14 protein-coding genes are annotated in these 22401 nt (G+C 47.0%); 8 read left to right on the top strand and 6 right to left on the bottom strand.

The annotated features are described in order from the left end of the window. Positions 1-69 precede the first annotated feature (69 nt). The 6 genes from tnpA to ACMUEV_RS29335 form a co-directional block, all read right to left on the bottom strand. A complete protein-coding gene (gene tnpA, locus ACMUEV_RS29360; RefSeq protein WP_190650257.1) occupies positions 70-504 on the bottom strand; it encodes an IS200/IS605 family transposase in 435 nt (144 codons plus the stop codon). A gap of 147 nt (positions 505-651) precedes the next feature. Beyond that, on the bottom strand, positions 652-1413 hold the full coding sequence (locus ACMUEV_RS29355) for a MinD/ParA family protein (protein WP_190650258.1): 762 nt from the start codon (positions 1411-1413) through the stop codon (positions 652-654). A 34-nt stretch (positions 1414-1447) separates the two neighbouring features. Then, on the bottom strand, positions 1448-2662 hold the full coding sequence (locus ACMUEV_RS29350; protein WP_190650260.1) for a glycosyltransferase: 1215 nt from the start codon (positions 2660-2662) through the stop codon (positions 1448-1450). A gap of 107 nt (positions 2663-2769) precedes the next feature. Further along, the gene (locus tag ACMUEV_RS29345) at positions 2770-3114 is read right to left on the bottom strand and encodes a slr1659 superfamily regulator (protein ID WP_190650358.1); all 345 of its coding nucleotides are present in this window, start codon (positions 3112-3114) and stop codon (positions 2770-2772) included. 43 nt (positions 3115-3157) lie between these two features. Then, the gene (locus tag ACMUEV_RS29340) at positions 3158-3739 is read right to left on the bottom strand and encodes a slr1658 superfamily regulator (RefSeq protein WP_190650262.1); all 582 of its coding nucleotides are present in this window, start codon (positions 3737-3739) and stop codon (positions 3158-3160) included. Positions 3740-3857: 118 nt separating this feature from the next. Beyond that, a complete protein-coding gene (locus ACMUEV_RS29335) occupies positions 3858-4319 on the bottom strand; it encodes a histidine kinase (protein WP_190650264.1) in 462 nt (153 codons plus the stop codon). 284 nt (positions 4320-4603) lie between these two features. Here ACMUEV_RS29335 and ACMUEV_RS29330 point away from each other — a divergent pair, with 284 nt between their 5' ends. From ACMUEV_RS29330 to ACMUEV_RS29295, 8 genes are all read left to right on the top strand, one after another. Next, complete coding sequence (locus ACMUEV_RS29330) at positions 4604-6415, top strand: iron uptake porin (RefSeq protein ID WP_190650266.1); 1812 nt, start codon at positions 4604-4606, stop codon at positions 6413-6415. An 11-nt stretch (positions 6416-6426) separates the two neighbouring features. Next, complete coding sequence (locus ACMUEV_RS29325) at positions 6427-11727, top strand: AAA family ATPase (protein WP_190650268.1); 5301 nt, start codon at positions 6427-6429, stop codon at positions 11725-11727. Positions 11728-11813: 86 nt separating this feature from the next. Continuing rightward, positions 11814-13208 carry an AAA-like domain-containing protein gene (locus ACMUEV_RS29320; RefSeq protein WP_190650270.1) on the top strand — a complete coding sequence of 465 codons (1395 nt, stop codon included), beginning with the start codon at positions 11814-11816 and terminating at the stop codon, positions 13206-13208. A 166-nt stretch (positions 13209-13374) separates the two neighbouring features. Next, positions 13375-14562, top strand: coding sequence for a DUF7005 family protein (locus ACMUEV_RS29315; RefSeq protein ID WP_190650271.1), 1188 nt, complete (start codon positions 13375-13377; stop codon positions 14560-14562). Between the two features lie 19 nt (positions 14563-14581). Next, positions 14582-15688, top strand: a complete 1107-nt coding sequence (locus tag ACMUEV_RS29310; RefSeq protein ID WP_190650273.1) for a cyclic nucleotide-binding domain-containing protein — start codon at positions 14582-14584, stop codon at positions 15686-15688. After that, positions 15685-17181: an NHLP bacteriocin system secretion protein gene (locus ACMUEV_RS29305; RefSeq protein WP_190650275.1), complete on the top strand. Its 1497-nt coding sequence runs from the start codon at positions 15685-15687 to the stop codon at positions 17179-17181. The genes ACMUEV_RS29310 and ACMUEV_RS29305 overlap by 4 nt, the downstream gene beginning before the upstream one ends. A gap of 5 nt (positions 17182-17186) precedes the next feature. Beyond that, entirely contained in the window at positions 17187-19412 is a 2226-nt protein-coding gene (locus tag ACMUEV_RS29300) for an NHLP family bacteriocin export ABC transporter peptidase/permease/ATPase subunit (protein ID WP_190650277.1), read from the top strand. 41 nt (positions 19413-19453) lie between these two features. Further along, the gene (locus ACMUEV_RS29295) at positions 19454-22372 is read left to right on the top strand and encodes an NHLP bacteriocin export ABC transporter permease/ATPase subunit (RefSeq protein WP_190650279.1); all 2919 of its coding nucleotides are present in this window, start codon (positions 19454-19456) and stop codon (positions 22370-22372) included. The last annotated feature ends 29 nt before the right edge of the window (positions 22373-22401 follow it).

Genomic DNA, 22401 nt, shown 5'->3' with positions numbered 1-22401 from the left:
CCGAAGGCTTTAACGTATGTGCAGACGCTCAAAGCGGCAGTTCAGCACCTCCTGAAGGAGGCAATCGACCTACTCGTTGAAGAAATTTAATTGATCCACCCGCTGATCTTCTTTTTCTTGATCCCGGATGTACTGGCGCACTAACGCCTCATCCCGTCCAACTGTCGAAACATAGTGCCCCCTTGCCCAAAAATGTTGTCCCGTAAAGTTCTTCCGCCGCCCCTGATACGTTCTCGCAATGTTAATCGCACTCTTGCCTTTGATGTATCCCATCACTTGTGACACCGAGTACTTCGGCGGAATCGAGATCAGCATATGCACATGATCACTCATCAAATGTCCTTCCTCGATCCGACATTCCTTCTGCGCTGCCAACTCTCGGAACAACTCGCCTAAATACTGCCGTAGCTCGTAGTACAACGCTTTTTTTCGATACTTGGGAATGAATACCACATGATATTTGCACTCCCACTTCGTATGACTTAAACTTCCGATATCTTTCATTTTGAGTCTCCTGGCACGAATCACTGTGTTCGTGCCAGGAGACTCTTTCTTAGATTCCCGGAACTGTCAAACTTTGTGAGTCCCCCAGCCGAGCTGGGGGTTTACCGAATTAATTAGGTTCAACACCACCGCAAGCCTACTAGTACGCTAACGAATGACTTTTGTCGCAATCTCTTCCAGCACCAAAGATAATTCATGTTCTGGATATTGAAGCGCAAAAACGCCATTACTTGCTAGAGTCATCAACTCTTCTGAGTGAGGCAGCATACCTGCAACTTCTGTGGAGTAAGCTTCTCTGACTTTTTCTCGAAGTTGAACCAAATTAAGAGTTTGGGGAACTTTGTTAACCACCAAAAGCATTTTAGGAACTTCTAGCCTCTGAGCAACATCTAGTGTGACGGCACTGCCTTGATAGTCTTGCTGGTCAGGACGCAGAATGAGTACAAAAATGTCTGACATCGCGATCGACAGTAACGTTTCTTCATTCAAACCAGGGTGAGTATCGATTAGAAGATAGTCTAAGTCTAGCTTTTCAATTAAATTCTGAAAGCCTTGATTGAGCATCTCAACGTTATAACCCTCTCGTAAAACACGAGCGATATCATTCACTTTGACGCTGGACGGAACAAGATAAAGCTTGCTGTTCTCTGTGCCTTTGTTGTTGAGAACTGAGGTCACATCGTAAGCAGTATTCTCGATTGCAGTATTTCCCCAAATATAGTCATTCAATGCGAGATTGATCCTGGTTTCATCGAAGCCAAATAGGACGTGAATTCCAGGAGACTGAATATCTGTATCGACAATGCCTACTCGATAGCCATGCCGAGCAATGATTGCAGCAATGTTCGAGGTTAAATTTGATTTTCCAGTCCCACCACGATAGGAATGAACAGAAATAATCTTTGCCATAATCGAGATTCCTAATCCTCATGTGCTAAGAAGTCTATTTTTTGATTAACTGTAACTTTCGTCCTCGCCAAGTCCAGCCCCAGCCCGTTTCAGCTTTAATGATAGATGCGATCGCAAAGACTGAGATCAGTAAACCACCTATACCTTGTAACCACCAGTACTTTGTTGATGTCCCTAGAGCAGATGATCCCTGCTGTCTGATCTGATATTGCACGAGAATAGCTAGTCCTGCGATACCAACCCCTATCCAGCTGGCAAGAAGCGGGCGCTGGGAGGCTTGAGCGATTGCGATCGCGAATCCTATCCAAGGGATTGTGTAAACTAGCAACATAACAATGACCAAAAGCAGCATCAGTGGGACACTACGTTGTGAGCCAACATATAAAATCTTTGTCCAGCCTTCCCAAAGAGCACTCCAGTTACGATACATGCGTAAGGAAGCAAGGTTGTCTCCTAAATAGTGTCGAAGCTTAAATCCTTTGTGTTTGATCCGACGAGCTAGGGCAACATCTTCAGCTGCACACTCAGCCACAGCTTTGTGCATTCCAATGGCATCGTAAGCAGACCGACGAAATAAGAGAAATGGACCCAAGGCGTAAGTCGTTTTTGTTGTTGGGTCTTTGACTCCTCCAAAGTTGAAGCTGATCATCAAATTAATAAACATCAGCGGTTGAACTAACCACTCCACTAATGAGCCGCAGACTACAGTTGGAATACAGGTAAGAAAGTCAAGTGATTGTGCGATCGCGGTTTGCACTGCCGCCAAAATTGCATGAGGCTTCAAGCGAACATCAGCATCAATAAAGAGCAGAAAATCTCCACTTGCGACTTCTGCTCCTTGCTGACATGCCCAGTTTTTCCCTGTCCAGAACTGCTCGGTCGGCCTAGGTCGTCCGGTGAGAATGTTTAATCTTGGATCTGCTAGCTGGGTCTGTAAGCTGTGGAGAATTTCTGGAGTGCGATCGGTCGATTGATCATCGATAATCCAAATCTCTAATTGTGCTGCCGAAAGCTGAGTACTAAACACAACTGATTTAATACAATCTTCAATATTTGCTTCCTCGTTAAACGCTGGAATAATCACCGAAATTTTAGAGGATTCAGTTTTAGAGAAAATTTCTACTTGAGGAACTGTAATTCGAGGAAGTTGCCTCGCTGCTTTAACCACATCGATAAGATAAGGAACTAGTGTAAAGAGAGAAGAGAGCAAAACGGTCAGTAAGATCCAATTCGCATGATTGAGAAGCATTAGAGCATTAGATGGAGTGGGTAGAATGATGGTCTAGCAAAGCCAGCAGAAGAGGACTTGCACACGGGATAGTCGATTGCTGAAGAAAAGGTAAACTGATGTACGCGCTAGTCCCAAGTTAGCTCTAACTGTGGCATTAAGCGCTGCAAATTTTTCAGAGATCGTTCTTGCCAGGGAATTGCTGTCGAACCCTGAACAATGAGCCGCATGTTTTCTTGACCTCGAACCTTTAAGACAAATTTTGATAAAACATTGATCCCAGAACTATTTAAAAATTCAAGTTCTTGTAAGTTCAGCATCAGTTGGGCAGGCTGATATTGCAGGACTTGATCGAGAAGCTGAACGATCGGCGCGTAATCTTCCATACCGGCTAGGCGCAATGCTCCGCGACAGGCAACTGTATTCGTCGTCTCATCGTACTCGATACTATATTTCTCACTCGTAATTTCCATCTCTCTGGATTCCCTGTCTGCTGACATTGTTGGATGAAGTCAATTACATCATCAAGTAAACCATGGTCGTGACTGCAGTGATAGTCGGGTTTTCTTGAACTGTTTCAAATTTCCAGCCTACTTTTGCTAGATAGTCGCTTAACATTGTTAACAGTCCTAAGCCAGAACTGGTTAGATTGTCCTCCTCAGCGTTTTTTTCTAGCTGGCGGACTAAAAGTTCTGCAGGATCAACCGCTAGAATTTCTTGGATAAATGCTTGAAAGCCCTCGACAGATTCGACAGGAAGGCTGTTCTTTGCGACAAAGATCAGACTGTCGGCATGTAATTGTAGCGTAATACTAATTGGGTATTCGGCTTTGCAATCGTTGAACTTCATTGCGTTTTCTAACAATTCGTTTGCAATGAAACTGACCGCACTTTTAACTTCAACTTTGCTGTTGATTTTTGAAACCGTATCTTGATTGCGCGGAAAAAATGCGGCAAAGTAATCTGCCATAAAATCAGCCGATAATCCATTGTTATGCCAACGTTGTTGTAGCGGGGCTGAACTAGGTGACAAAACGATCGTCAAGTATTCCCGACTCATGGGCAGATGATCATTAAAATCTCCAAGAATTTCAATCATGCTATGTAGCCCTCAATTGCTACTGACCTTAGCGTTTAATGTTGGGAAAATCATAACATCATTTCTCTCATCCAATAAATAGAAATAGGCTGGGTTATCTTGAGAAAAATCAGGCGCATCAGGACTGTTTTGAGCTTCTGAGTTGTTTTACTTTCTGCTTTAATTCTTGAAAATATTCAGTCTGAGTAATCTGAGAAACCTGCTGCGCTAGTCTAGATTGATCAATTTCAATCTTCAGTTCTTCGACTTGTTGTTTCAGCTTTTCCTCCCGCTGTTTAATCTGCATGGTCATACTTTGAAAGACACGGGCAAGCTGTCCCAATTCATCTCCTCGCTGTGCTACTTTGTCTAACATCCCGATCTGAAAAGTGCCATTCTCAACTGCTGCAGAAGCGTTTGTCACATCGTGAACGTGGCGCAAATATTCCTGCATTTCTTCGTTCTTCTCATGCAGCTCGGTTTCAATTTGGGTCGAGTGTTCTGTTGTATTTTCTAGCAAAATCTCTAGGTCAGCGTTTTCTTGTTTTAACCGACTAATTTCTTGATATAAAGCTTCTACTTCAGTCGATAGCTGATCCATAATTATTTCTATATGTAAAAGGTTTCTCTCAACGACTACGCAGCCAAAGTAGATCTACTCCTAAACGTGTAATTTGTATTTTGGATTACATATCTAGAGTAGTTTATCTGTTTGCAAGACCTACAGAATCACTTAGGATAAATTCTACCTCTATGAAGATCGAAAGAAGTGATTCAATACAGAATTTAAACAATTGCTTTCCTCACGGATAAAGCTGTAATCTAAGTCAAGTGGCAGTGAGATTGCCAGCATAACAGTATTTAGTGTGAGGACTATCCGTCATAATGATAATTAGCACGGCAATCAGTAGCGTGCTGTTTAAAGCAGGCAAATTTACATCTGTCATCATCGTGGGCGTGTTGCTATCTGCACCTCGGGGACTAGCAGCACCTTTGAGTTCTGAACAAAACGATCCCTCCTCGAATTCATCCTTTACGCAGTTAGATGAAGAAGTTGATCAAGTGACGTCAGTTTCTCAGCTTTCAGATGTCAAACCGACCGATTGGGCATTTCAGGCACTGCAATCGCTAGTGGAGCGCTATGGCTGCATTGCAGGTTATCCTGACCGTACTTATCGGGGCAATCGGGCTTTAACTCGCTACGAATTTGCAGCTGGGATCAATGCCTGTCTTGATCGAGTCAATGAGCTAATCGCAGCAGGAACCGCAGATCTCGTCAAGAAAGACGATCTCATTGCACTGCAAAAGATGCAAGAGCAATTTGCAGCAGAACTCGCCACCCTGCGAGGGCGAGTCGATAGCTTAGAAGCTCGGACGAATACTCTGCAAGCTCAACTCTTTTCTCCAACGACGCGCCTAAATGTGTTGAGTTCGTTCAATCTCAGTCAAGCTTTTGCAAGTGGCGATGTGAAAGCAGAAGGGATTCCGATCCCCAATGCTCTCCCGGCAGCTCGCTTTGCTTTGAGAGCGCCAAATCCTACAACCGGAAGGCTCGAACCGGTCGTGACAACGACCACGCGCTCACCCTCAGCGACGTTAAGCCAATCAACTTATCTGATTTTGTCGTCCTCCTTTACAGGACGCGATTTGTTAACGACTGTACTAGCAGCCGGAAATGGCAGTCCGCCTGCTAGTGTGTATAGCTCAGCGGGCTTTTCGAGTACGTTTGGAGTGCCATATGCAGACTCTAATCCTGTTAACCCCCTTGCACCCAATAGCATCGGGTTATTTGAACTAAAGTATCAGTTTCCGATCAGCGACTCAGTGAGTGCGATCGTTGGACCGCGCATTCTCCCCTTCCGACATTTTGATATGAATCCTTATACAAATGTCGTCAATGCAGCCAGCGGTCTTAATTCCTATCAGAGTACGCTCGCAAATGGAGGATTATCGGGTGCGGGCGCAATTGTGAATTGGAAGATCAATCCGAAGCTGGTTTTTCAAGCGGGTTATCTCAATCGCAATGATGCTTCTCTCCAGTACTTTGGTGGAGACGGTGCGCCGAACCCGCAACGCGGCATCTTCAAAGGCTCTTACTCAGTTCTGGCAGAGCTTGCCTATTCTCCGACTCCTCAAGCAACGTTCCGCTTCTTGTACACGCGCGCTCACAGTCAAGCTCCTCCTCCTACCTCCTCGCCTTTCCAGCCCAGTTTTCCGTTTTTCTTAACGAATTCGATTCGAGGCGTTGTTGATGATGGATTTGGCGGAGGGTTAGAGGACATTGACGCCGACAACTTTGTGTTTAACTTCGATTGGACAATCTCTCCGAAGTTTGCCCTGTTCGGTCGCTATTCATATAGTCGATCGAATCTTGATCCGGTGAATCCGCTAGTTCAGAGTGGCTCGGTCAAGGTCCAGGCATTTCAGTTAGGGGTTGCACTGCCCGATTTAGGACGCAGAGGTGCATTAGGTACGCTTTCGTTGGTTGTGCCGTTCGATATTGTGTCGGGTCGTCAATTCTTTGTCGCAGGTAACGGAGATGGGGGGACTGAATTCGATGTAGAAGCAACTTATGCTTATCCGATTAATCGTAATATTATGATCGTGCCGACGTTTTTTGCGACCTTTAACGCGAATAACTTTAAGGACAATCCGACTGTTTTCGGGACCGTTCTACGAACCCAATTTCTGTTCTAACGGAAGCTACTATGATCATGATCTCGGGTTATGAAGTGCTTTCAACACTCTACGAAGGCAGTCGTTCTCTAGTCTACCGAGGGCAGAGAAGTGATGATCAGCAACCCCTGATCTTGAAAGTGATGCAGGCGGAATATCCGAGTTTAGAAGAACTGGGTCGATATCGTCTGGAATACGACATCATTACACAACTGAAGGGATCAGGTGTTGCAGCAGCTTATGATCTGATCCCACATCAGAATGGGTTAGCTCTGGTTCTCGAAGATTTTGGTGGCGAATCGCTGCATCAAGTGATGCAGAAGCGTCGCTTTAATCTGGTCGAGTTTTTGGAATTGGCGATCGCGCTGACTGAAATTCTCGGCCAGGTTCATGCAGCGAATGTGATTCACAAAGATATCAGTCCCGCAAACATTGTGCTGAATTTGGCTTCTAAACAAGTGAAGCTGATTGATTTTGGAAATGCCACAGTGCTTTCGCGCGAAAATCCCTCGATTCGCAGCCCCAATGTTCTAGAAGGAACCTTGCCCTATTTGTCCCCGGAACAAACAGGGCGGATGAATCGAGCGCTGGACTATCGTACCGATTTCTACTCTTTGGGCGCGACTTTGTACGAATTACTCACGGGTATTCCACCGTTTGCGGTGACAGATGCAATGGAATTAATTCATTGTCATCTGGCAAAGCAACCTGAACCGCCCCATCTGATTCGACCTGAGATTCCGGTCATGGTGTCTCAGATCATCTTAAAGCTACTAGCAAAGAATGCTGAAGATCGCTATCAGAGTGCGTATGGCATTAAAGCCGACTTACAGCACTGCTTAGAGCAAGTGCGGCAAGGTCAGCCGATTGCGCCGTTTGTATTAGGACAGCAAGATGCATCTGGGAAGTTTCACATTCCTCAAAAGCTCTATGGTCGCGAGTCAGAAGTTTCAATCTTGCTGGCAGGATTCGATCGAGTTGTCACCAGTGCGCACCACAAAAGTGAGCTGATGCTCGTTTCGGGATATTCTGGCATTGGCAAATCTGCGCTGGTCTACGAAATTCATAAACCCATTACTCGGAAGAAAGGGTATTTTATTTCAGGTAAGTACGATCAGTTTCAGCGCAGCGTTCCTTATTCAGCTTTGATTCAGGCATTTCAAGACCTGATTCGCCAACTGCTGACCGAAAGCATTGAACAAATCGATCGCTGGCGATTACAGCTCCTGAATGCCTTGGGAAACAATGGGCAGATTGTGATTGATGTCATCCCCGATGTTGAACTGATTATCGGCAAACAGATACTCCCGCCAGAACTTGGACCTAGAGAGGCACAGAATCGCTTTAATTTAGTTTTTCAGAAGTTCATCAAAGTTTTTACGCAGTCAGAACATCCGCTCGCAATTTTTTTAGATGATTTGCAGTGGGCGGATTCTGCATCTCTCAAGCTGATTAGTTTACTGATGACGGCTCCTGATAGTCAATTCTTGTTTCTGGTCGGGGCGTATCGCAGTAATGAAGTGAATGCGGTTCATCCGTTAACCGTAGCGCTCAACGAGATGCAGAAAGCTAATGTGATTGCGAGCCGCATTGAGCTTTCTCCGCTCGATCTGACGACAATTACCCAACTGGTTACGGATACGTTTAATCGTTCTTCTGAACAGGCGGCTCCTCTCGCAGAAGTTGTTCTACAAGTGACGGGTGGAAATCCTTTCTTTATCAATGAGTTTCTCAAATCGTTGTATGAAGATGGATTGCTGAACTTCGATGAGCAACAAGGGTGCTGGCAATGGGATCTTGTGCAGCTTCGTGCTGCACAAGTCCCAGACAACATTGTGCAGTTGATGACGGGTAAGCTGCAAAAACTGAGTGAGCGGACTCAGCGTGCTCTCAAACTGGCTGCTTGTATTGGGAATCAATTTGATTCTAGAACGCTTGCGATCATTTCTGAATCTTCTCCAGCGATGTTAGCTCATGACCTGCGGCAAGGGGTGCAAGAGGGATTGATTTTGCCGCTTGGAGAAAACTATAAATTTGCCAATTTAGAACAAGTTTCAGACGATCTAGTGATCGTGTTTAAGTTCCTGCACGATCGCGTTCAGCAAGCGGCCTATTCTCTGATTCCAGAAGCTGAAAAACAGGCAATTCACCGAGCTATTGGGCAATTGCTTCTTGCTCATACTGACCCAGAGAAGCGAGAAGATCGAATCTTTGACATCGTCAATCAACTGAATATTGGTATTAACTTGATCTCTGATCCAATACAACGGGATCAACTCGCCGCGCTGAATCTCACAGCAGGCAAAAAAGCCAAAGATTCTGCCGCCTACGAAACTGCGATTCGCTATTTGCTGACGGGGATTGATCTGTTAGGTCCCACAAGCTGGAAACGGCAATATGAATTGATGTTAGCGCTGCATGAAGAAGCGGCAGAATCTGCTTATTTAAATGGAGATTTTACCGAAACAGAGCGACTCGTCGAGCAAATCATCCATCATGCCAAAACTGTTTTAGATTGCGTCAAAGCCTATCAAGCCAGAGCCGCTGCCTACACGGCTCAAAATAATTTACAAGCTGCGTTGGATACGATCGTCAGTGCAATGAAACGCTTGGGCGAACCCTTGCCCCGCAATCCCAGTCGGTTGAGAGTGGGGTTAGAATTGCTCCACACGCGCTTTTGGATTGTGGGCAGGCATTCCCTGGCGCAACTCGAAGCGCTGCCGCCGATGACTGATCCGTACAAGCTCGCAGCCGTACAACTGTTAGGGTCTGCTGCGTTAGCGTCGATTAATGTTGCCCCTCTGCTCGTGGCAATTCTGGCACTGCGCGTGGTGAATTTGGTGGTGCGTCACGGCAGTTCTAGCTCCTCTTCTGTGCAGGGGCTTGCCTATGGGGTGATGTTACGGGCAGGGTTAGAAGATATCGATGGGGCTTACCGCTTTAGCCAGGTCAGCTTGCGAATATTATCTCGCTTCAATGATCGTATTTATCGCACGATGACAATTGTGGCGTATGAATCCTGCATTCGCCACTGGAAAGAGCCACTCCGTCTATCTCTGCCTGTCTTGCTGAGTACTCACCAAGAAGGACTAGAACTGGGCAATCAGGAGTTTGCGTCGATCGCGGCTCAGGTTTACTGCATTCATCGGTTGCTTGTCGGGGAACCGCTCTCAGATGTGGCGGCTGGATTTCAAGAATATATCGCGCAATTTTTGCGATTTAAGCAAGAAGCGATCGTCTATCAAACCCAGCCCTGGCATCAACTTGTGTTGAACTTGCAAGGGGGAGCAGCCGCGCCGGATCGACTGATCGGAGCTGCGTTTAATGAAGATGAAATGCTGCCTGTTTTTATCGAGAATCGGCTTGGGATTCCGACGTTTTACACGTACATCGCGCGATCGATCTGGCTTTACTATTCTGGGGACTATATGGGCGCGTTTCAATCCGCCAAACTTGCAGAACCTCTGCAAGAATCTGCACCGGTTACCCCGGCTTATGCGAGCCGATTTTTCTACAGTTCTCTCGCTTGTTTGGCACTCTGCTCGACACGTTCTAAAGCCGCTCAACGCAAATATTTGCGGCAAGTGGCAAGGCATCAACGTAAGGCAAAACGCTGGGCAAAGTTCTGCCCAGAAAATTATCAGCATCGCTATGACTTAGTTGAAGCGGAGTGGTTTCGGATCAAAGGGAAGTATGCGGAAGCTGTCGAGTTCTACGATCGTGCAATTGCTGGTGCAAAAGCCCAGGACTATACCCACGAAGCGGCTTTGGCAAATGAGTTAGCCGCAAAATTCTTTCTCAGTCTGAATAAAGAGAAACTGGCTCAGCCTTATTTTCTAGAAGCGCGGCATCTTTATCTTCGCTGGGGTGCAACTGTGAAAGTTGCACAACTTGATACCTACTATCCTCAGCTGCGCGATCGCACGATTTCTGACGCGACCACCAGTATTTCTCGATCGAGCAAAACCAGCGGTCGCTCGCTCGGTCAAGCCCTTGATTTAGATACAGTAATTCAAGCTGCTCAAGCGATTTCTGGCGAGATTGTGCTGGATCAACTGCTGGAAAAGTTGCTGCAACTTGCGATCGAGAATGCAGGTGCTCAAAAAGGAGCTTTGCTGCTGACCGACGGGAACGAATTGCGGATTGAAGCAGAAGGACAAATCGATCGCGATCCTGCCATTGTAGTGCAGGCTCAACTTTTAAACGCAGCCCAGATCCCCCTTTCTATCATCAACTATGTGCAGCGAACCCGTGAGAATGTCGTGTTACGGGATGCCGCAAATGAAGGGCTGTTTACGGTTGATCCTTACATTCTTCAGACTCAGCCTCGTTCAATTCTCTGTTCTCCGATTCTGAATCAAGGCAACTTGATGGGTATCCTCTATCTCGAAAATTCGCTCGCAACGGATACTTTTACTCCTGAGCGCCTTACGGTTCTGAATGTCCTATCAGCACAAGCTGCGATTTCGCTAGAAAACGCTTCATTCTATCGAACATTGGAACAAAAAGTTGAAGATCGCACCGCTCAACTCGCTCAGGCTAACCAAGAAATTATGCTGCTCAATCAGCGATTGCAGTCTGAAAATTTACGCATGAGTGCGGAGCTAGACGTAACACGCCAACTTCAGCGAATTATTTTGCCAAAAGAAGCCGAACTGAGTCAAATTTCAGGTTTAGAAATTGCTGGCTTTATGGAACCTGCTGATGAAGTAGGCGGCGATTACTATGATGTGCTGCAAAACAATGGCTTGGTCAAAATCGGTATTGGTGATGTCACCGGGCATGGACTAGAGAGCGGGATTCTAATGCTGATGGTGCAAACTGCGGTGCGAACGCTGTTGATTAATCAGGAAAAGGATTCGGCTCGATTTCTCAGTACACTCAATCAAGTGATTTATGAGAATGTCCAACGGATGAACTCCGATCGCAATCTCACCTTGTCTTTAATCGATTATCAAGCGGGGCGATTGAGACTCAGTGGACAACATGAAGAAGTGCTGATTGTTCGTGCGAATGGCTCGATCGAACGAATGAAGACAGGTGATTTGGGTTTTCCGATTGGGCTTGTGCAAGATATCAGTGAATTTGTTTCATATCTGGAGGTGCAATTACAGTCAGAAGATGGATTAGTTCTCTATACCGATGGAATTACAGAAGCCGCTAATCTCGCCGATGAACTCTATGGTCTAGATCAATTGTGTCAGGTCGTGAGCCAACACTGGAGCCTGTCTGTTCAGGAGATCAGACAGGCAGTGATCGACGATGTGCGCCGTCATATTGGTCAACAGAAAATTTTTGATGACATTACATTGCTGGTCATTAAGCAAAAGTAGCAGGCTATCGGTTTCAACTGCTACGAAGTTTAATTTGCTTATTCTCGTTACTTCGGCTTACCCCTTAACAAACCCTAAACGTTTCAATGGATGTGGAAGTTGCACTGACGCTTGCAAATACCCTAGTTTTTCAAAAAACTGGGCAAAACTTGAATACCTTACATGCCTTCATTTTTCGCAGTGCATGGCTGAATCAAACCTATGAGGAAATGACGCAAACTTGCCGTTATTCCGATACGCATCTCAAAAAAGTCGGGTCTGCATTGTGGGAGCTATTATCTTCAGGACTAGACGCAGAAGTCAACAAAAAGACCTTTCGAGCCGCGATCGAGCGATATGCTCAGTCAAGACCCGAAGCACTTGATTTGCAAGACGCGATCGCACCCATTCCGATGCTTCGTCGCACAGATACTTCGGCCCACTTTCCTGAACTGCTGCCAATTCCCGTGATCGAGGAACTGCAATTTCCTGAAGGACCTGTCGAAGTGGGTTCTCCTTTTTATATCGATTTCCCGAATATCGAATTTTGCTGCTATTACGCCATTTCAAAGCCAGGACGCTTGATTCGGATCAAAGGAACTCGCCACACAGGAAAAACTTCGCTCCTTGCCAGGATTTTAAACCATGCTCGCGAACAGAACTATAAAACTGTTGCACTGAATCTACAGCTTGTAGACCGTAAAATGCTTCAGGATGTGGATCAATTTCTGCAGTGGTTTTGTGCGCGAGTGACGCGGGGGCTGCAATTGCCCTTGAAGTTAGAAGACCACTGGGATGGGGTTTTTGGCAGCAAAATCAGCTGTAAAGACTATTTTGAAAATTACTTACTTCCGCAATTGGATCAGCCTTTAGTCCTTGCATTAGATGAATTAGAGGCTGTGTTTCCTTATCCTGAAACTGCTGATCATTTCTTTGCCTTGCTCCGAGCTTGGTACGAAGAAGCGAAAATGAATTCAATCTGGCAAAATTTGCGGCTTGTCCTAGTACACTCAACAGATGTCTATATTGCAGAGAAAATGCATCAATCCTCATCGATTAATGTTGGCTTGCCGATTCAAATGCCGGAATTTAATGTCGGGCAAATCGAAACGTTAGCACAACGGCATCAATTAGACTGGACGATTGCACAAGCTAAGCAACTCGCGCAAATGGTCGGCGGTCATCCTTACTTAGTACGCTTAGCTCTCTACCATATCGTACAGGATAACTTGTCTCTCGATGAGTTGTTGCGGTTGGCGCCGACTGAAGCGGGATTTTACAATAGTCATATGCAAGAAATTCTAGCATTGCTAGAGGGACAGACGGATTTAGTGAATGCATTGAAAACACTAGTTGTCTCTGCTGATCCAGTGAGCTTAACGCTGACTGAAACCACAAAGTTGAAGCGCATGGGGCTGATCAAGGTGAAAGATAATCAGGCGACCTTGCGGTGCGAACTGTATCGGCAATATTTCAGCGATCATTTGCTGCCAAAATTTTAACGGTCTTCAATGTCAAGCCTTGCCAACTCAAGTGTGAAAAAGTATCAAATGGTGTCATCAATAAGATTAGTTAAAACGTTTTCCGAGCTAGCAGGGGATTTGATAAAGTTCGATCGATGAGAAGCATAGCTGAATTTAGTAACAAGTTTAGTAAAAGATTGTGTAAATGAATGTACAGCAATTTCGGACTGAGATTCTTCAAGCAGCAGGAGCAATCAGTAGCGAAGTTGAAGAACTGCTAACTTACAATGAAAATCACTTTAAGCTGGAGCAACTTCAAGAAAGCGCTTGTTTAGACGTATTTCTCAATGATGTTTCGGCTTTTGCTCCTCAGATAGAAGCGTGGAAAGACTATGTGAGCGACTCTGAACGGGTGGGAGTCTATTCGGCCTTGAAGTCTCGATTAGTTCAGCTCCAATTTCCCATTCAAGCAGGCATCAGCACGACGCAGCAGTACCAATCTGTGACTCGAAAAGGTGCGGTACTCGATCCAAAAATTGCGAGATCGTCGCTTCATTTAAAAGCTGAAAACCACCTGAAACTGTGGATTCACCCAACCCTAGCAGGCGCAATTCCGGTGATTGTGGCTGGGTGCCGAGAGGATTTTATTGCCCTCTATCAAGCTCTCGCTAAGCGAAACGAACCCGTTCTCGTTCCAGCTTCGATGGGATCATGTATTATAAGTGGATACAACAATTGGGATCGAGTCAACCGATACAAACATCAGTGGCAAGCTCAGCATCCCGGTCAAACGACTGAAACGGAATGGCTTGTCGAATTCCAGCAACTCATTCCTCGAAAAACGCACTATCAGGATCAATTCATTCTCCTGAGTCCCGGTGATTATAGTGGTGTGTCTGCTGCCAACCTTGGTCTTCCAGAAGCGGAATGGACTGCCTACTCTTTGCAGATTCGGTTAGAGCATGAATGTACTCACTACTGCACTCGACGTTTCTTCAACTCTATGCGCAACAATGCCCTTGATGAGTTGATTGCAGACTACATGGGAATTGTTGCAGCCCTTGGGTATTACCGTTCAGATTGGTTCTTGCGCTTTGTTGGATTAGAAGCCTTTCCGGTCTATCGTCTAGGAGGAAGATTAGAAAATTATCGTGGAACCCCTCAGATCTCTGATGGAGCATTTCGAGTCCTGCAAATCTTGGTCAAGCAAGCAGCAGAGAACTTAGAACGATTTGATCAACAGATTCTGACTCAGGATCGAACTCGATCCGAAAAACTTGCAATTTTAATCGCACTGGCTGGATTGACGCTCGAAGAACTAGCTTGCAGCCAAGGAGATAAACTGATTCAAACCGCAGTTGATCACACCTTGCGATCGATGTCTACCCGATAACTCATGAGGACTAGAATGCATGGCAGAAGTATTGCTCGAAGAACTGATCGATAGCGATATTGATTGGATGACGCAAGCAGGTCGTAAACAGCAAGTAGCGACGCATCAGTTCTTGATTCAACAAAATGATGTGTCTGAAGCATTCTACGTCGTTCTCGAAGGAGCTTTGGTGGCGACGATTCAAAGCGATCAGAGCAATACTCTAGGGCGGGCTTATGCTGCAATTCTAGACAATCCTTCGACTCGACAGGATGTGCTGCGCTTTGAGATCGGAGAGGTCGTCGGAGAGACTGTTTTTTTGACGAAAGCTCCCTCTTCTATTGCAGTTCAAGCGGTCGAACCCTCTTCTGTCCTGGTTTTGCCCTATGAGCAACTGCAAGCCCATTTTGAACGCGATGTTGAGTTTGCTGCGAGATTTTACCGCGCGATCGCGATTCTATTGCTCAAACGGTTTGAGTATTTACTAGAAACATTTTCTCATCGCAAAGGGCTGCAAATCCCGCCGTTACAGGATGGTCCCCTGCTCTTTGGTGAACTGAGCGATCGCGATGTGGACTGGATGATTGAACATGCGGTTGTGCAAGATGTGATCCCCGGTGAAGAATTAGTTCAGGCAGGGCGGATGCTCGAAAAACTCTACATTGTTCTAGAAGGAATGCTCTCGATTGCGATCGTGGAAGGTCAGAAAAGCAGAATGGCGAGTATCTTCGATCGCATTCAAGGCAGCGAAGCTGTGGTTGGGCGCGAAATTGCTCGCGTTGCGAAAGGAGAAATTTTTGGCGAGACTGCTCTACTCACCACACGCCTCTCCAATTACACGATTCAAGCGATCGAACCCTCGACTTTATTAGTGTTATCGACGCAGCAGATGGCACTCAAACTACAACAAGATCCAGCGATGGCATCTCGGTTTTACCGGGTTTTATCGATTTTGCTCTCGCAACGACTCGAAGGGTTGATCAGTCGCCTTGGCTATGGGCAAAACACCTATCAAGCTGGCGCACTTCTTTCCGAATCGGTGCGATATGAAGATGAAATCGATCTCGAATTACTCGATGGATTGACTTTAGGAGGAGCTAGGTTTGATTGGATGCTCCGACAACTGAATGTGAGAGGTATGCGATGACTCTACAAGATAAACCCACTCAAAAAACGACGCCTCAGAGCAATACGCCTCAGAACAATACGCCTTCTAAAAACTTATTTCGGCAAGAAGCCAGCGATCGCTTAACTTCCCCTGAACAATTGGATCAACTTGTTGAGGTCGTTGATCTCAGAGCATGGATCCCCTTAGCAACGATGGCAGGACTTGCGATCGCTGCACTGCTCTGGGGGATTTTTGGTCGATTGCCGATCAATGTGACCGGACAAGGTGTGTTACTTCGCCCCCGTAGAGTTTTACAGGTGCAGACTCCCAGTGCAGGGCGGATTGTGAATCTGACTCTGCAACCAGGTCAGGAAGTCCGTAAAGGAGAAATTCTAGGCATTCTTGATCAATCAGCAACTCAGCAAGAACTTCAGCAAGAGCAAGAGAAGCTCAAGCAATTGCAATCTCAAACCGGAGCCACAGGCGAAGCGCAAAAGCGACAGCTCGCCCTACAACGCCAAAACCTACAACAGCAGCAGACGATCTTGCAAACCCAGTTACAAGAAGGGCAAGCAATGGCGCCTGTCTTACGAGATAAGGGCATTCTCGCAGTTGAAAAAAATCGCAAAGGACTAGAACTGCGATTGTCTCAGATGCGAGATCAACTGCCCATTTTGAAAGAACGGGTGAACATTCGTCGTCAATTGCAGCAAATGGGGGGAGTCAGTTCCGATACAGTCCTTCAGGCTGAGCAAGAATATAACGAAAAAATTGGGCAAATTGCAGACTTAGAAACTCAGTTGCAGCAGCTTGATGTCAAAGAATTGGAAACTCAGCAGCAATATTTACAGAATCAGGGTTCGATTAAAGAAACCCAGAATAAACTGCAAGAGATCGTCACGCAAGAAGCAAAACTCGTCGAGCAAGAATTACAACAAACCTTTGATAAGACGAATCAAATTAATGAAGTCAAGCGAAAAATTGCTCAACTCGAGTTACAGCTTTCGACTCAAGGTAAGATTATCAGCCCTTATGATGGTCGCGTTTTAGAAGTGGCTGCAATGAATGGGCAGGTGATCGAAGCCGGTGGGCGACTAGGCGCAATTCAGGCTGAAGACCCAGCAGAGCAACTGGTGAGCCTCACGTTTTTTCCTGACAAAGACGGGAAGCAAATTCAAGCCGGAATGATGTCTCAAGTTTCGCCCAGTATTTCCAAACGGGAGCGATTTGGCGGGATTGTCGGCAAGGTGATCGAAGTTTCTCCTTACCCTGTGAGTTCGCAAAGTATCACAACGTTAGTCGGAAATGCTGAACTGGCAAAACAGCTTGCAGGAGAGTCTGCCCCCGTCCAAGTGATGATCCAACTTCAACCGGATCGCAATACCTTCAGCGGCTATCAGTGGACTTCTTCTAATGGTCCCAATCAAACTCTCACCTCTGGAACGACTGCTACTGTGCAGGTCCGAGTTGGGGAGATTGCGCCGATCGCTTACATCATCCCGCTATTTCGTAGCTGGACGGGAGTGTATTAGAGATCATGACTTTCTTCATCTCCCGCTTGCTTGAGCCGCTTAAGCCCAATCCTCACAAGACTCCGACGCTGATTCAGATGGAGAATGTGGAGTGTGGAGCGGCAGCGTTAGGGATTATCCTCGCGTATTATGGTCGGATTGTACCTTTACCTGAACTGCGTCGGGAGTGCGGTGTATCGCGCGATGGCAGTAAGGCATCGAATATGATGAAAGCGGCGCGGTTTTATGGCATGGAGGCAAAGGGCTTCAAAATGTCACTGGAACGGCTGCAAGAAGCTCAACTCCCTTGCATCATCTTTTGGGGATTTAATCACTTCTTAGTCGTTGAACAGTTTGGTCAGGATAAAGTATTCCTAAATGACCCTGCTTCGGGGCGCAGAAAGGTGACGCATGAGGAATTTAGCGCCAACTATACAGGCGTAGTTCTGATCATGCAGCCCGGTGCTCATTTTGAGCGCGGCGGAAAGAAGCAGGGAATGCTCCCGGCGCTGGTGGCACGCTTGAACTATTCTCGCCGTGCGATCGTATATTGTTTACTGGCTGGATTACTGCTCACCTTGCCCCGTTTAGCGATTCCTGCGTTTACTCAAGTCTTTGTCGATGAAGTGCTGGTACAAAACCGAGAGGAGTGGTTGCGCCCGTTGCTGTTGGGGATGATTGTGACCGCGCTGCTCCAAGGGTTGCTAGCGCGACTTCGCCTGACGTATTTACGGCGATTACTGGTCAAACTCTCGGTCACACTATCAGGGCAGTTTCTCTGGTATACCTTGCGCTTACCTGTGGGATTCTATGCTCAACGCTATGCAGGAGAAATTAGTAGCCGCACCAGTCTGAATGACAAAGTTGCTCAGGTGATTACGAGTCAGTTAGCGACGACTGTGATTGATACGGTGATGATTGCGCTCTATGGTGTCATCATGTTTGCGTATGATTGGGTGCTGACGCTGATCGCGATCGTGTTTGCAGGCTTAAACCTCCTCATGCTCAAGCTCTTATCTGAGAGCCGCAAAGATGCCAATACTAAACTGGGACAAGAAGGCGGAAAATCGATTGGGGTCGCGATTGGAGGCTTGTTATCGATCGAGAGCGTCAAGGCTTCTGGATTAGAATCGGATCTGTTTTCTAAGTTCGCGGGCTATTACGCGAAGAAGATTAACGTTCAGCGAGAAGCGGCGATACCGAACCAAATTTTATCGACTGTACCGACCTTTCTGACGGCGATCGCGACGACTGCCATTCTAGTGGTTGGAGGCTTTCGTGTGATGGGAGGCAGCCTGAGCATTGGGATGCTCGTTGCGTATCAGTCGTTGACTCAGAGTTTTTTGAGTCCAGTGAATAGCTTGCTGAATTTTGGCAGTACGCTCCAAGATTTAGAAGCCGATTTGAATCGACTGGATGATGTGCTGCAAAATCCGCTCGATCCAGAGGCAGAACGCAGTCTCACTCAAGATAGTGGTCAAATGCTCACGGCTCAATCTGTGCGATTACAAGGCTATCTAGAACTACGCAATCTTTCATTTGGCTACAGCAGATTGGAAGCGCCTTTAGTCGAAAATTTAAGTCTGACGATTAAACCTGGGCAACGAGTGGCATTAGTAGGGGGCAGTGGCTCTGGCAAATCGACGATCGCCAAATTGATCACGGGCTTATATGCGCCTTGGCAAGGTGAAATCTTATTCGATGGCAGACCGCGCGATCAGATTGCGCGATCGGTGCTAGCAAACTCTCTAGCCATGGTCGAACAGGATATCTTTTTGTTTGGGGGAACTGTGCGGGATAACCTCACGCTCTGGGATGCCACGATTCCCCTAGATGATTTAGTCCAAGCCTGTGAAGATGCTGTGATTCACGATTTGATTCTATCGATGCCAGGTGGATACGATGCCACCCTGATCGAGGGCGGGATGAACATGAGTGGCGGACAGCGACAACGACTAGAAATCGCCCGTGCTTTGGTCAGAAATCCCTCGATTCTGGTGCTGGATGAAGCGACGAGTGCGCTTGATGCTGAAACCGAATTTATCATCGATCGCAATTTGAGACGACGAGGCTGTTCCTGTGTAGTTGTCGCTCATCGACTCAGCACCATTCGAGATTGCGACGAAATCATTGTGCTGGAAAAAGGCAAAGTCGTACAGCGGGGCACTCACGACGAGCTACGGCAGCAACCCGGAACCTATCAAGCCCTGATCAGCACAACGACAAGTGAAGCCGAAAGCGCGATCGCTTAATTAGATTTCTCGTCCTCAATGCACTGTGTTCTCTTCACATCATGTTTGAATCTCTCTTCACGCCAGCCTCTCAACTCTTAAAAGGTAACACCCCGTTGCTGCTGGCACAGCGCGATCGAGTTTGGCGGGTTGAATCTGGTGCAGTTTCCCTCTTTGCAACGGCACTCGATGAGCAGAACGAGCCTAAAGGAACTCGACGCTATTTATTCACCTTAGAAGCAGGAGAAGTGTTGTTTGACGTGCCTCTCTTGCCAACGGGCAATGAGCGGGAACAGCGGGGTGTGATTGCAGTCGCAGCCCAAGAGACAGAACTGACTGCTTTTACGATCGCAGATTTTACAGCGAAAATGGCAGCTGATCCTGATCTAGGCATTTGGGTCGAAGGCTGGATTCAGCACTGGAATGGTTGGTTTAAACAATATCCTTTAACCGAAATCGAAAGTGCTGGCAAAACTATCCAAGCAACATCCCGCTACTTCCCTTTGTTTCCTCAACAAGTGCTGCAAGCTCCAGCCGGGCAAGTTCAGTGGATTCGGATTCAGCAAGGGAGAGTATCCTGGCTGGGATTTGACCTGTTGAACTTAGAGGTCAACAGTCCGCTGTTTCCTCTGACCTCAGAGACTTGGCTCGTCGCAGAAAATCAGGTAGAAGTGGAAAGTGTTCCGCTTGAAGAAATCGACCTTGAACACGAATTCTCGGAGAGTTTAGCGCGCTTTCACACCTATGGATTGACCTACATCAATCAGTTAGAACAGATCGATCTAGAAAGTGAATTTCAGCGATTTCAAGAACGAGAACGCCTGAATCATCAGATCACGGTCGGTGCAATGCAGGAGCTAGTCTCAACGCTAGAACCTGCGGGTACGATGCCGTTGCAAGAAGGCTCATTTCTGTTAGTGGCTGCCGGAGCGGTAGGCCATGCGCTAGGGATTCCCGTTCGTCCTCCTGCTGCTTCAGAAGACGTGAAACGGCTGAGAGATCCCCTTGACGCGATCGCGCGAGCTTCTAAGTTTCGCACCCGCCAGGTCAAACTTGTGGGAAACTGGTGGCAAAAAGAGAATGGCTCTCTGCTCGCTTATACCCAAGACAATCAGCCTGTGGCTTTATTGCAAGTTCGCGGCAATCGCTACGAACTATTTGATCCGATCACGCTTCAGCGAACCTTAGTGACGGATGAGATTGCGAACACGCTGAGCAGTGATGCTTATATGTTTTATCGGGCGCTGCCTGAGACTCTGACTCGTATTTCAGATATTTTGAGCTTTGCGGTTCGGGGGCATATTCCAGATTTGATCATTGTGGTCAGTATGGGAATCTTGGGATCGCTGTTGGGGATGGTTGTGCCACAGGCGACGAATCTGTTGATTAGCGATGCAATTCCTTCTGGCGATCGCGAAATCGTATGGCAGTTGGGATTGGGATTGTTTGCGGCGGCTTGTGGGAAAGCTGCCTTTGAGATGACGCGAGGATTAGCATCGATTCGGGTCGAAAATGCTGCCGACCTAACCTTGCAAACGGCAGTGTGGGATCGGCTCTTACAATTGCCTCCAGCGTTTTTTCGCCAATACAATACAGGCGATTTGCTGCTGCGAATGTTGACGATTAGCCAAATTCGCGCTCAATTGAGTGGCGCAACTCAGCGCACGTTACTCAATGCAGTTTTTGCTCTGTTGAATCTAGCACTGATGTTCATCTACAGCGTGAAATTAGCGTTTGTGGGTATTTGCATCACGATCGTCATTTCCATACTGACTTCGGTGTCGAGCTTATTGATGGTTCGCAAGACGCGCAAAAAAGAAGCGCTGGATGGCAAATTAAACGGTCTGAATGTGGAACTGATTAATGGGGTAGCAAAACTGCGGGTAGCGGCAGCTGAGAATCGCGCCTTTGGAGCCTGGACAAAGTTATTTAGCCAGCGCATCCGGTTACTTGCTGGAATTCAGCGCATTGATAACAGTGTAACCGTCTTGACTGAAGCATTGCCTGTGCTCAGTTCTGTTCTGATTTACTGGTTTGCACTTTCGTTTATCGAAGCGGCACAAAAAGAAGGCATCCCAGGGCTAACACTGGGGACATTTATGGCATTCAATTCTGCCTATGGCACGTTTTTAGGGGGGGTGAATGATCTCAGCAATACGGTCACGGATCTGTTAAACATTGTGCCGCTATGGGAGCGGGCAGAACCGATCGTCAAAGGGAAACCAGAAGCGGATCTCACGAAAGCTGATCCCGGTCGATTGCGAGGTGCGATCGCGCTTGATCATATTGCTTTTCGTTATCGCGAAGATGGTCCGATGATTCTGGATGATGTGAGTTTGACGGTAGAACCTGGAGAGTTTGTGGCACTGGTCGGAGCGTCTGGAAGTGGAAAATCGACGCTGTTGCGGCTCATCCTTGGCTTTGAACAAGCCAGTGCAGGCACCGTGTTTTATGACGGTCAGGATCTCGCAGGTTTGGATGTGCAGGCGGTGCGACGACAGCTTGGGGTCGTGTTGCAGAATGGTCGAATTGGTGCAGGTTCGATTTCTGAGAGCATTACGGGCGGAGCGCTTGTTTCTTTAGAGCAGGTGTGGGAAGCGGCTGAGATGGCAGGGTTCGCTGAGGATATTCAGAATATGCCGATGGGAATGCACACGGTTGTGAGTGAAGGGGGGCTGAACTTGTCAGGTGGACAACGGCAGCGATTATTGATTGCACGGGCGATCGTGTTGAAGCCGAAGATTATTTTGTTTGATGAAGCGACGAGTGCTTTGGATAATCGGACTCAAGCGATCGTGACTGAGAGTTTGGATCGGTTAAATGCGAGTCGAATTGTAGTGGCTCATCGTCTGAGTACGATTCGCAATGCCGATCGTATCTATGTCATGGAAGCAGGGCGAATTGTGCAGGTTGGGACGTTTGATGAATTGGTGAATCAAGATGGACTGTTTGCTAGATTGGCGGCTAGGCAGTTAGATTAATTGATTTCAGTACACAGAACAAAGTCCGC

Source organism: Leptolyngbya sp. FACHB-1624, from assembly GCF_047649235.1.
In the GTDB taxonomy this organism is placed as follows: Bacteria; Cyanobacteriota; Cyanobacteriia; order Leptolyngbyales; family Leptolyngbyaceae; genus Leptolyngbya; species Leptolyngbya boryana.
This window is presented reverse-complemented; position numbering and strand designations above follow the sequence as displayed.

What these genes read in the sequence shown, in the direction of transcription:
- tnpA (WP_190650257.1), bottom strand. Translation starts at nt 504, where the DNA reads ATGAAAGATATCGGAAGTTTAAGTCATACGAAGTGGGAGTGCAAATAT.
- ACMUEV_RS29355 (WP_190650258.1), bottom strand. Translation starts at nt 1,413, where the DNA reads ATGGCAAAGATTATTTCTGTTCATTCCTATCGTGGTGGGACTGGAAAA.
- ACMUEV_RS29350 (WP_190650260.1), bottom strand. Translation starts at nt 2,662, where the DNA reads ATGCTTCTCAATCATGCGAATTGGATCTTACTGACCGTTTTGCTCTCT.
- ACMUEV_RS29345 (WP_190650358.1), bottom strand. Translation starts at nt 3,114, where the DNA reads ATGGAAATTACGAGTGAGAAATATAGTATCGAGTACGATGAGACGACG.
- ACMUEV_RS29340 (WP_190650262.1), bottom strand. Translation starts at nt 3,739, where the DNA reads ATGATTGAAATTCTTGGAGATTTTAATGATCATCTGCCCATGAGTCGG.
- ACMUEV_RS29335 (WP_190650264.1), bottom strand. Translation starts at nt 4,319, where the DNA reads ATGGATCAGCTATCGACTGAAGTAGAAGCTTTATATCAAGAAATTAGT.
- ACMUEV_RS29330 (WP_190650266.1), top strand. Translation starts at nt 4,604, where the DNA reads ATGATAATTAGCACGGCAATCAGTAGCGTGCTGTTTAAAGCAGGCAAA.
- ACMUEV_RS29325 (WP_190650268.1), top strand. Translation starts at nt 6,427, where the DNA reads ATGATCATGATCTCGGGTTATGAAGTGCTTTCAACACTCTACGAAGGC.
- ACMUEV_RS29320 (WP_190650270.1), top strand. Translation starts at nt 11,814, where the DNA reads ATGGATGTGGAAGTTGCACTGACGCTTGCAAATACCCTAGTTTTTCAA.
- ACMUEV_RS29315 (WP_190650271.1), top strand. Translation starts at nt 13,375, where the DNA reads ATGAATGTACAGCAATTTCGGACTGAGATTCTTCAAGCAGCAGGAGCA.
- ACMUEV_RS29310 (WP_190650273.1), top strand. Translation starts at nt 14,582, where the DNA reads ATGGCAGAAGTATTGCTCGAAGAACTGATCGATAGCGATATTGATTGG.
- ACMUEV_RS29305 (WP_190650275.1), top strand. Translation starts at nt 15,685, where the DNA reads ATGACTCTACAAGATAAACCCACTCAAAAAACGACGCCTCAGAGCAAT.
- ACMUEV_RS29300 (WP_190650277.1), top strand. Translation starts at nt 17,187, where the DNA reads ATGACTTTCTTCATCTCCCGCTTGCTTGAGCCGCTTAAGCCCAATCCT.
- ACMUEV_RS29295 (WP_190650279.1), top strand. Translation starts at nt 19,454, where the DNA reads ATGTTTGAATCTCTCTTCACGCCAGCCTCTCAACTCTTAAAAGGTAAC.